This window comes from Gottfriedia acidiceleris (assembly GCF_036421055.1).
GTDB classification, from domain to species: Bacteria; Bacillota; Bacilli; order Bacillales; family Bacillaceae_G; genus Gottfriedia; species Gottfriedia acidiceleris_C.
Window position 1 is genome coordinate 94,294 of sequence record NZ_JAZGQS010000007.1, and the last position, 11,584, is coordinate 105,877.

Annotated in this window: 6 protein-coding genes and 1 riboswitch; of the genes, 2 read left to right on the forward strand and 4 right to left on the reverse strand. The window is 33.1% G+C overall.

Annotated elements, in window-relative coordinates; genetic code table 11:
• Positions 1-2 precede the first annotated feature (2 nt).
• Positions 3-1,304, reverse strand: a complete 1,302-nt coding sequence (locus RAH41_RS12430; RefSeq protein ID WP_331222791.1) for an NCS2 family permease — start codon at positions 1,302-1,304, stop codon at positions 3-5.
• 87 nt (positions 1,305-1,391) lie between these two features.
• A riboswitch (purine riboswitch) is annotated at positions 1,392-1,493 on the reverse strand.
• A gap of 196 nt (positions 1,494-1,689) precedes the next feature.
• Here RAH41_RS12430 and rluF point away from each other — a divergent pair.
• A complete protein-coding gene (gene rluF, locus RAH41_RS12435; protein ID WP_331222792.1) occupies positions 1,690-2,406 on the forward strand; it encodes a 23S rRNA pseudouridine(2604) synthase RluF in 717 nt (238 codons plus the stop codon).
• A 297-nt stretch (positions 2,407-2,703) separates the two neighbouring features.
• Here rluF and RAH41_RS12440 read toward each other — a convergent pair whose 3' ends face one another.
• On the reverse strand, positions 2,704-6,762 hold the full coding sequence (locus RAH41_RS12440) for a S8 family serine peptidase (protein ID WP_331222793.1): 4,059 nt from the start codon (positions 6,760-6,762) through the stop codon (positions 2,704-2,706).
• 412 nt (positions 6,763-7,174) lie between these two features.
• Here RAH41_RS12440 and RAH41_RS12445 point away from each other — a divergent pair, with 412 nt between their 5' ends.
• Positions 7,175-8,422, forward strand: a complete 1,248-nt coding sequence (locus RAH41_RS12445) for a helix-turn-helix transcriptional regulator (RefSeq protein WP_331222794.1) — start codon at positions 7,175-7,177, stop codon at positions 8,420-8,422.
• A gap of 240 nt (positions 8,423-8,662) precedes the next feature.
• Here the strand turns inward: RAH41_RS12445 and RAH41_RS12450 are convergent, their stop codons facing one another.
• Positions 8,663-9,856, reverse strand: a complete 1,194-nt coding sequence (locus RAH41_RS12450; RefSeq protein WP_331222795.1) for a PDZ domain-containing protein — start codon at positions 9,854-9,856, stop codon at positions 8,663-8,665.
• Between the two features lie 287 nt (positions 9,857-10,143).
• Entirely contained in the window at positions 10,144-11,577 is a 1,434-nt protein-coding gene (locus RAH41_RS12455; protein WP_331222796.1) for a S41 family peptidase, read from the reverse strand.
• Positions 11,578-11,584 lie beyond the last annotated feature (7 nt).

Consider the following 11,584-nt stretch of genomic DNA (forward strand, 5'->3'; position numbering starts at 1 on the left):
TATTATTTATGTGCAAAAAATACTAACTGAACTAGGAATAATACTGCAAATAAATAAACAAATGGATGAACGTCTTTAAATTTACGTTTTACGATTTTCATTATTGGATAAGAAATAAAGCCTAAAGCAATACCGTTTGCGATGCTTGATGTTAATGGCATACTAACGATGACTAAAAACGCTGGGAATGCTTCTTCAAAATCATCCCATTTAATCTCCGAAATACTTTTAATCATAAAACAGCCAACAATAATTAAACTAGGGGCCGTAATTGAGGCAACTTCTGAAACTGAACCAATCATTGGGCTAAAGAATGCTGCAATTACAAATAGGACTACAACAGTTAATGATGTTAAACCCGTTTTCCCACCAGCACCAACACCAGCAGAGGATTCCACTGTTGCTGCAGTCGGGCTTGTTCCTAACATTGCACCAACAATTGTTCCAACTGAATCAGCAGCGAATGCACTTCCTCCCTTTTCTAACTTACCATTTTTAATAAGGCCAGCTTGTTTAACGATCGCTAGTAGAGCTCCTGTTGTATCGAATAACATGACAAGTAAAAATGAGAAAATTACACTATAAAGTCCGTATTCAATAATGTCTTTCACTGAATCAATTGGGTTATATACTAAAATTCCTTTTGGTAAATGAGGCATCGCAACAAAACCATTTGCAAAATTTAACTGACCTGTAAAATATGCGATTAGACCTGTTGTAATCATCCCAAGAAATAACGCACCATTTAAGTTAAGTGCCATAAATACAATTGTTATTAGTAAACCGATCAATGTAAGTGCAACTTTTGGTGAACTAAAATCACCAATTTGAACTAGATTAGTAGGATGATCTGCGACAATACCTGATAAACGCAAACCAATAAAGGTAATAAATAAACCAATTCCTGCTGCAATTGCATGCTTTAGGTTAGCAGGAATTGCTTGAATTAATTTTGTTCGGAAAGATGTTAAAGAAAGTAATAAAAATAAAAGTCCAGTAATAAAAACGGCAGAAAAACCTACTGAATATGGGAGATTATGTCCCCCAATTACGGAATAAGTAAAATAGGCATTCAACCCCATTGCAGGTGCAATAACAATTGGATAATTAGCTATTAATGACATCGTTAAAGTACCAATAATTGTGGCTAGAATAGTTGCTAAAAATGCCTGATTAAATGGCACACCGGCATCCTTTAGAATCATGGGATTGACAATAATGATGTATGCCAAAGTTAAAAATGTAGTTAAACCAGCTAATACTTCAATTTTAAATGAAGTATTTCGTTCTTTAAGTTGAAACATGTGATGACTCCTTTATTATATTAAAATAAAAAAACTGCCCGCTTCCTATGAGAAAAAGCAGGCAGTTTTACATTGAGTAGAAAACAAAAATCCAGAGCTCTTCCTCATAGTCTAGCAATTTACGGGCGCTAGGTAGAAACTCTTGAACCTTATTTTCAAGTTTATATGAGAAAATATTAATATATTTTTAATATCATACGATTGAGCTAACAATCTGTCAATAAAAATCATTTTTGTTATATAATTTAGAAAATAATATAAAGAATGTGGATAAAATAGTAGTAAACAACTATTATGTAAAAGTACTTTTTAGTTATATTCGGATGGTATTCTCATTAAAAAGCGAAATATGTTATTCTGAAAGTATAATTTAGAACTTAAGGGGTTGTTTAACATTCGTTTAAATAAATTTATTAGTGAGTCTGGAAAGGCTTCAAGACGTGCAGCGGACAAGTTAATTAGTGAAGGTAGAGTTAAATTAAACGGTAAAGTAGCAAAAGTCGGCGATCAAGTCGAACCTGGTGACGAGGTAATTGTAAATGGTGAACGCATTAGACTAGCTCGAAATCATGTATATATTGCCTTAAACAAACCAGTTGGTATAACAAGTACAACTGAAAAAGGTGTTAAAGGGAATATCGTTGATTTAGTAAACCATCCACTACGAATCTTTAATATTGGAAGATTGGATAAAGACTCGGAAGGTTTGATTCTCCTTACAAATGATGGAGATATTGTAAATGAAATTTTACGAGCTGAAAATAAGCATGAAAAAGAATATATTGTATCAGTAGATAAACCAATTACTCCTGACTTTTTAACAAAAATGTCTGAAGGTGTAAAAATTTTAGGTACGAAAACATTACCATGTAAAGTAAAACAGCTTTCTAAGTACGATTTTCAAATCATTTTAACACAAGGTTTAAACCGTCAAATTCGACGCATGTGTGAAGCGCTTGGATATGAAGTCTATCGATTACAAAGAACTCGAATTATGAATATTACTCTAGGTAATCTACCTATAGGTCAATGGAGAGACTTATCTAAGAAAGAAAAAACTCAGTTATTTAGAGAATTAAATTACGAACCAAATGAATGGTGATTTTCAAAAGACTAATTCGACTGAATTAGTCTTTTTTTACACTAGATTAGTGGGTTTTGATCTTATAATTTATGCTTACTCATGGACCGATTTGAGTAAGGTAATTTCTTTTTTTTACGTTTTACTTCCCATGCCCCCTTGTGAGTTATTTATTTTTACCTTTTTCCTTTTTTACTTGCTAATGAACCCCTTATGAGTTACTGAATTTCATAGCCCTTCTTCAATAAATAAAAGCTCCACAAAAAAAAGAAACCACTATTAAGTAATATTTAATAGTAGTTTCTTTGGGATTTAAGATTATAAGCCTAATTGACTCTTAATTGTTTCTAATGTTTGATTATTATAGATTGTTTTTGGTGTTGGTGCATTTTGTACAGATGGATTTTGTTGTAAATAATTCTTTTCTACTAATGCAAAATCTTTTCTGTCTACAGTTCCATCAAAGTTAATATCAGCGCTTCGTTTGTTTGTGCCCCAATTTGTTTGAATGTAAAGTGCATCTTGAACGTCGATTACGTTGTCTTGATTAACGTCCCCACCAATTAGGTCAATGTTAATTGAATCGGCTTTACCATAAAGTGCACCTTTGTATTCAAAACCGAATTTCTGTGTTTTCTTCGTAATAAAGTGCCCTGGTACATTCACTTCAAATGTGTATGCATCGTTGCTTAAAGGAAGTGGTTCAATCTCAAACCTTCCACCACTTGTCATTAAATTAGTTCCGTCTAGAATATAGGCTCCATTTGTTACTTTTATTGATGCACCTACTTTTGTCCAATCACGGTATCCAGCATACGATTGACCTTCAACTAGGTACCCTTCTGGTATGATATTACCTTGTACTCGATTAAATCTTGGTTTTAACTGGAATCGTTTACCTGCATTTAATAGCTTAACTGATTGACCGTTAGCATCTACTATATTAGCAGATGGGTTAATATAACCGATTGGATAGAAAAGTTGATCTTGTACTTTTACTTTTACATTTACGATTTCTGCACGATCAAATATCATTGCTTCTTTAAAAACTACTTTAACCTTATTACCAGTAACTTGAATGGTTGCTTTATCCTTAAATTTATCCGTTAATGAAGCTTCTACAAGATTAACATAAGGAACACCTGCCGCTTGTGCATCATCAAAATTCCATGTTGCTTCTTTGACACCTTGCAAGTTATCCAATACTAATGATGCAGTTAGTATATCTCCTGATCTAGCTAGCTCTACATTATGTTTAGCGTATGCAACTGGTGTACCTTCTTTTACAAAGAAGTATTCCTTCCAGTTTGCTTGATTTCCAGCAGCATCGTAACCAATTAAGTTGAACGAAAGTGCTTTAGTTCCTTCATTCATATCAACTTCATCTATCCACTTGCCGTTTTTGTCCATTTTAATTGGTCCATTTGGAAATGGGAAGCCATACGTATAAATTGCAAAGTTCGATGTTTCGTCTAGTTGAATACCAGCGTTCTGCATTTCGCTTAAAGCGTCATCCTTTATTTCCATTTCAAATGGATAAGCTTTTTGTCCAGGCTTGTACTCAATGAAAGGTGAATCACTGTCTAAAGAACTTTTCACTTTAGGCGTGTCAATATCAATAAATACATCATCAAAGTTTATTTTTTGTTTTCCACTTGGTAAATTAGTAACGAATTTTAATTTGTAATGACCAGGTGTAGCTATCGTTGTTTCATCAGAGATAGGGTGTTTTTTATCTCCCGTAAACTTGTTATACCCCCCACTAAACGCTTGAAGGAAGTAGTCATTATCCGTTGGTCTTCCTTCTAGGTTAAGTGTACCGATTAATCCTAAATCTTCATTCGTTTTTCCGTCTTGCAATATGACATCTAGTGAATTGATTGGTGAACCTAAATTGAATTTCAATAATGCTGTTGTTGTGCGATAACCGTCATACCCATGATTATAATATGTAGGACTGATCGCATGACTTAATAAATTTAATGAATCAAAACCTTCATCTGATTTTTTGAAACTAAATGGAATGCGGTATTCTTCTGTTTTATCTTCATTGTTTGTAATTAAAACATACCCTTCATAAAAACCTTTTTTCGCTGTAGATGGAACAGTTAAGCTTGCTTTTACTGATTTAACTGTGTTTTTGTCCACTTTAAACGAATTATCTATATCTAGAACTATTCCGTTCTCTTGTAATCCATTCTTTCCATTTGCGTTGTCTACTACTTTTACGTCATATGTTTTCTTTTGATCACTATTATTTGTAATCTCAATGTCTTTCTTTACTTTTACTTCTGATTCATCTTTAACAACTTGTTTACCAAAACTTAAACCACCTGTTTCGTTCTCTGCTTTTACCAATTGGTTGCCGATTGGAATTAATGTTTCATCTTGTACTTTTAATTCTGTTTGAGTGTGAAGAGCTTGATATGGATCGATTCGACCTGCTCCTACTTCAAAGACGCTATAGTCTCCGTTTAGTTGATCAGCAGTGTTCATTAGAATTGATTTAATGTCTGATGGCTCAAGGTTTGGATTCTGTCCGATTAATAATGCGGCTACACCAGCTGCAAATGGTGATGCCATAGACGTTCCATCCATTCTTTGGTATGCAAATCTATAGTCTTCCGGTGTGTCGTGATTTGCAATATAAGAAGGAACCGTAGATAGAACACTTACACCCGGTGCAGTAATCTCTGGCTTCATTTGGAAATTACCATTAACTGGACCTCTTGAACTGAAATCAGCTAGTTTATCTCCCTCAGTTGAGATTTCCTTTAGATTTGTAAAGGTAAATGTCTTGTTTCCGCTCGCAATTTTTTCTTTTAATTCTTCTCCTGCTTTCTTCGTCATAGAGAATGCAGGAATATATTCCATTGATTCACCTAAGTTATATCCAACATGGCCATCTACATTGTTGTACATAATGACAGCTTTTGCTCCATTTTGCTTTGCATACTTCACTTTATCTACTAGAGCAAAGTTTCCACGCTGAACAAAAGCAATTTTTCCTGCAACATTTTTATTTTTGTAATCATTCAGTGTTCCTAAACCTACATCTACTAGTTCAAGAGAACTTCCTTCTAAACTATTAAAGGTATCAGCGAAGCTTCTAGCCATACTCACTAAATCCGTTGACCATCCACCTGCTACTTTTCCATCAAATGTTGTAATTAAAGATGGAACATCACTAGCTCCAACCGTTAGAGCAAATGCAGCTGTACCTGGCGAGCCTAAAGTGTAAGCTTTAGATCCACTGTTTCCTGCTGATACTACAGCTGTTACTCCATTTAATACTGCATAATTTATAGCCGTGCTCGATGGATAATATGGATCATTAAATGCTGCTCCTAATGAAAGGTTAATGACATCCATTCCATCTTGAACCGCTTTATCAATACCAGCAATTACATTTTCAGTAGATCCACTTCCATATGGACCTAGCACGCGATACATATATAAATCAGCGTTAGGTGCAACACCTTCTACCGATACGCCATTTTTGCCTTTATTTTGTCCTACAATTGTTCCAGATACATGTGTACCATGTTCTGTATAGTAAGAATTACTACCATTCATTTCAGGTTGCTTTGATGCCTGCCAGTCCTTATATGTAGTTTCCATTGGGTCGCTATCATTATCTACAAAATCGTATCCGCCTTTAAAAGCGTCTTTTAACTCAGGGTGATTATAGTCAATACCTGTATCTAATACCCCAACTTTAACTCCTTTACCTGTAATTCCTTCTTTATGTAACTTGTCCACATTTAAATAAGGAATACTATCTACTGTTGTAGTTGTTTTACTTGCAACATCTGTTGGGACATCTTCTTTAATTGGATCAACATTAAACGTTAAATCTTTATAAATCGTTTTTACAGCATCTGATTTCAAAAGTTCTTTCACTTGATTTGCAGGAAGTGTTACCGCTGCACCATTAAATGCTGTTTTATACGTTTTTGTAATAACAGGAGCGTTTTTCTTTTCTTTCACTTTTACAAACTTTCCAACGTCCCCTTTGAAAGTATTGTGCTCTTTATCTACCTGAGCTTGTGCTGATGCTTTTGTTAATGACTTTCCTTCGACTGCTGCTTCTAATACTGCAACATTACTTGGATCTGACTTAAATTGAACAATGACAGAGATGTTTTTATCAGAATTCAATTCACTTTCCTGAAAGCCTTGAAGCCCATTTTGATCGTTTAATTCTAATTGTTTTAGTGCCTCTCTTTGCTCTGGTGTAATTGAGGCTAAAATTTCTTCAGCTTTAGAAGTTGCTGCTTTTGCCGTTAAATATGACTTTGCACTGAAAGGTGAAATAAGCAGACTTGTTGAAAGGGCAAGTACTGCCGAGTGCTTTACCAATATTGTTGCCTTCATATTCATCATCCCCCACTTTTATCTATATAGTTAAAAAATTCTCACTATTTAAATAGTAATCGCATTTAGGCAAAAAGCATATTGTGTTATTATTTATCGAAATTTTGGTCATTTTGTAGGATTTTTTTACTAAAAGGTATTGAAAAATGAAAGGAAATTTCATTTAATATTAAAAAAGCATGAAATTTCACTTAAAAAATTGTGTTATTTTTATTTTGAAACGAAAGTATTTGACTTCCAAATTGTAGCTATTATAAATTAATAGGTATTTCAAAGTCTTTGTAATTTCTAGTTTCTTAGATTTTTAGATTTGCGTTGCAAAATGAACATTGGCAAATTGTAAGAATGTAGTCTTGCATTGACGCAAAACACTTCATAGTTAAGCAACTGGAATTAGAAAAGGAGAGAACATATGCTTGAAGGCGAAATCATTAAATTTTATCGTAAAAAAGCGGGATTAACCCAAGAGGAATTAGGGAAAAACATTTGTACCGCTACCCATGTAAGTAGAATTGAACGAGGGGAAACTCGATATTCTGAAGAAATTATTCAACTGTTCTCTCAACGTCTTCAGATTGACATTAAAAATGAGATAACCGCTGTTCAAAATATCGAAAAGAAGCTCCAAAAATGGCATAACGCAATTATATTGGAGCGAATGAAGGACATTATAGTCATTAAAGAAGAATTAGAAAGCATTCACTATATTAGTGCATCTAACTATGCAATCTATTTTCAGCTTTTATTAGCCCGTTATTTTATTTTATGTAAAAACATTGAGAAAGCTGATCGTATTATTAAACGAATTGAAAAAGATTCTCCTCCTATGTCAACTTTTGAAAAGAACCTATTCCATCATGTCAAAGGAATATATTATTTAACTCAATATACCCGTCTAGAAAATGTAAATAGGCAAATTGCCTTACAAGAATTAAAGAAGGTCAATCTAGAGGAATACAGAAATAAAGAATATTACTACCATCTAGGACTAGCCTATCATTGGACACGCTCTAAAGTTATGGCATATTTCTATGGCGAAAAAGCATTTAAATATTTTAATAAAACAAATAATTACGCAAGAGCAATTTTAGCTGAATCCTTGATGCTTGTACAATTAAAAGACAGTACACAACTCGATTTTGAAGAAATTGTAAAAAGGTATGAGAGTTTAATTGAACATAGCGAAGCTTTAGGTCTTTTAGATAAAAGAGGATTGATCCTACACAATTTAGGACTAATGTATTATTGGAAACAAGACTTTAAAAATGCTCATATTTTTTATAAAAAATCAGTTGAAGAAGCCGATAAACAATCATTACCTTACCTAAATCGTTTATACAACTATCTTGATAATGCCGAAGAAGGGAAGCTTTTATCTACGAATGAATTGTTAAATGAAGCATATGAAGGACTTACTCTCTCCGAAAAGGCGATGAATGATTTATACAAGATTCTCTTTAACCTTCTTATTTTACGTTTTAACAAAAAAATTGAAGATTATTATGGTTACATGGAACAAACTGCATTTCCTTTCTTTAAGAATCATCATCATGTCACACATGCAACTAAATATGCAAAATTGCTATACAACTACTATGTTAAGACAAAACAATATGAAAAAGCAGTTCATACTGGAGATATGTTTATTAATGGTCATTAGATAAAATAGATAAGACACAATATACAAAAGGGACTGATTTGTATTGAATTCGTCCCTTCCACTACTTTAAAATTTATTAATCCGGATAGCTCAAAATATAGACAAACGTTAAACATGACATACTACCTATATCCCCTACATTAGACTTATAAACCGGTATAAAAAAGAACATATTCAAGCTATGAATATGTCCCTTTTAATTTTATATTGTAAAAAATGAAAGCTTATAACCTACTAATCTTATCCGACTTGTCCACTATATTTAGATTCTTCTTCTGGGAATAAAAATCCTAACTCATGATGTTCACCTTCATAAACTGAAGATTGAGTTATACGGATTTCAGAATTCAAATCAACTACTTCCAATTTACAGTAAGCACGATTAATTTGTAGTGCTTCATAAAACTCATTAACAGTAGAGACATTTTGTCCATTTACTTTTGTAATACTTTCCCCTACTTTAATGTTCATTTTATCTGCTACGGAGTTTGGTAGAATTCCTAAAACAATTAGGCCCGTTGATTTTACTGTAAAATAAGATGGTGTATTCATATCTTTATTTTTATGAATATAGTTTATAGCTTCTCGTCCCACTACTGCGATTGCTACGGCTACAAATGCTACAAAACCAATGAAATAACTTAATATACCACCTGCACAAACGATAATTGCTAAAGCAACTATTTGTTTACCAACAAGCTTAATTGATTCCTTTGGCAGCATGCCTTGAATTAACTGGTAAAATCCAATTCCAAATGGTACACAAAGAATCGAATACCCACTATCACCTAAAGCAAGTGTTGGCCACCATGAATAGTCACTAATGATTGAACCACTTGGTATTAGTAAAAATAATGGGACCATCCATAATCTATTTGCCTCATGTGCCCCTACTCTTTTTCCACGTTTACTCTCAATAAATAAAGGAGTTGTATGATTTGCAGCATTACGTTGAACTAAAATTCCTTCAGCTAATAAAAGTAAAGCCAATAAAATTGTTATAGCAGGAAGCATCGCATTCAGATCATTAGGTATTAAGTTTTTTAACAAAGGTAATGAATCTTGCCCTCTATTTAGTAATGGCAGAGCTACTAATGCTAGTCCAAAAAGATAAGCAGGAGACATCCATCTGAATTGTAAAATTAGTGCACAAATAATCGTCAATACACTTAGTAAATAAACCATTTCAACCGGAATGCTAATTCCAGCTACCAATGTGATAACCGAAAGAACTAATCCAATCAGTAATCCATACCATAGAGAAGTTTTCCACTCAAACGTTACATTAAAATTTCGAACCGAAAAATGCTTACGTTCTCGTTTTACACGTAAATTGCCACAGAAAATTGATGCGATGAAAAATATATAAGTAAATGGATTTAAAAATAGTTTACCTAATCCAACTAGTAGTTCAGATAATAAATTTGACCACATAACATTCACCACCTTATTATTATAGATTGATATACTTATGTTATCGGTTTATTCATATTTTTTCAAAGAGAATATGCCACAAAACAATAAAAAAGCACACTTCTCCATAAAGTGTACTTTCGACATACAAAACTAAAAGTCCTGCATGGATTGTAATTTCAAATCTATTTCCCGGGAATTATGTCAAATGAGGACGAAATAAATTCTGTTCTCTAAATTGAGAATCAAGTTTTTTACTATGTTTGCACAAAAAGAGGACAATAAAAAGTTGTCCTCTTTTTGTAGTATTATTGAGCTACCATATCTAAAGCTTTTTCTAACTGAAGGTCATTCTTTTCATCTTTAATTTTATCAATTAATGATGATTCAAGTTTTTCTGACGTTAGAGGATCAATCTCACCGTTAACAGTAATCCCCACCGCTTTTTGATAGTTCTTTACTGCCGTTTCTGTTTGCTTGCTGAAATATCCATCTTTACGACCTGGATCGTATCCTAAACCTTTTAACATGATTTGGGCTTGTTTAATATTTTCATCATTATCATCGAATTTAAATGTTTTCTTTTTATCAATTGGTGTAGCGTAGAAATAATCAGGTTGTTTTACAGCAACATCTGGTTTAATACCTTTTTTGTGAATCCAAGTACCATCTGGAGTTAACCATTTAAATTGTGTTAACTTAATATTGCTACCATCTTTGAAATCTAATGTAGATTGTACAGTACCTTTACCATAAGATTTTTCCCCAATTAATTCATAATGTCCTGCTTCACTTAATGCCGCTGCTAAAATTTCTGCCGCAGATGCACTTCCTTTATCAATTAATACATCAATTGGATATGGTTTTGCTTTATTTAGTTTAGTATAATACTTTTCACGTTGGCCATTTCTATTTTCAACCTGTAAGTATGGCTCATTTTTTACAACTAATTCTTCCAAAACGCCTTCTACAGCTTGTAAGTACCCGCCTGGATTTCCTCGAACGTCAATTGTTAATCCTTGGATATTTTGATCCTCTAGCTTTTTCAATTCTTTCTTAAATTCGTCAGCTGTTTTTTCATTAAACGAGGTAATATGAATATAACCAATTTTTTCGTTATTTACGTCCTTCACTGAACTAAATACTGTATACATTGGAATATCATCGCGTTTAATTGTAAATTTAATTGGATCCGGAACTCCTGGACGTTGTATTTCAATCGTAACATTTGTTCCTTTTTTACCACGGATTTTTAACACTGCATCATATTGAGATAAACCTTTTACACTTTTACCATCAACTGATAAAATTTCATCCTTTGGTTTCAGACCAGCCTTTTCCGCTGGGGAGTTCTTAATTGGAGATACAATAATTAATTTTTCACCGTCTTTAGAAACTTCCGCTCCAATTCCTTGGAAAGATGAACCTAATGATTCATGGAATTGTTTTGCTGTCTTTCCATCCATATAAGTAGAAAACGGATCATCTAAAGTTGTTACCATCCCTTGAATTGCACCTTCAGTTAATTTGTCAGGATCAATCTTTTTCACATATTGATTTGCAATAATTTCGTAAGCTTTTTGTATTTTAGCAATATTTTCATCTTCTGAAGCCTTTACTTCTTTACTCTCAGAGAATTTTGAAACGATTGTACTTGTTCCATCATTAAATGCAAATGTACCTACCCCCATTCCAACAACAAATGTTGCTGTTGCAAGTAAAGCCGTTTTTTTACGATTCATACAGAAC

Coding starts and splice junctions, on each gene's coding strand:
- RAH41_RS12430 (WP_331222791.1), bottom strand. CDS start 1,304: ATGTTTCAACTTAAAGAACGAAATACTTCATTTAAAATTGAAGTATTA.
- RAH41_RS12440 (WP_331222793.1), bottom strand. CDS start 6,762: ATGAAGGCAACAATATTGGTAAAGCACTCGGCAGTACTTGCCCTTTCA.
- RAH41_RS12445 (WP_331222794.1), top strand. CDS start 7,175: ATGCTTGAAGGCGAAATCATTAAATTTTATCGTAAAAAAGCGGGATTA.
- RAH41_RS12450 (WP_331222795.1), bottom strand. CDS start 9,856: ATGTGGTCAAATTTATTATCTGAACTACTAGTTGGATTAGGTAAACTA.
- RAH41_RS12455 (WP_331222796.1), bottom strand. CDS start 11,577: ATGAATCGTAAAAAAACGGCTTTACTTGCAACAGCAACATTTGTTGTT.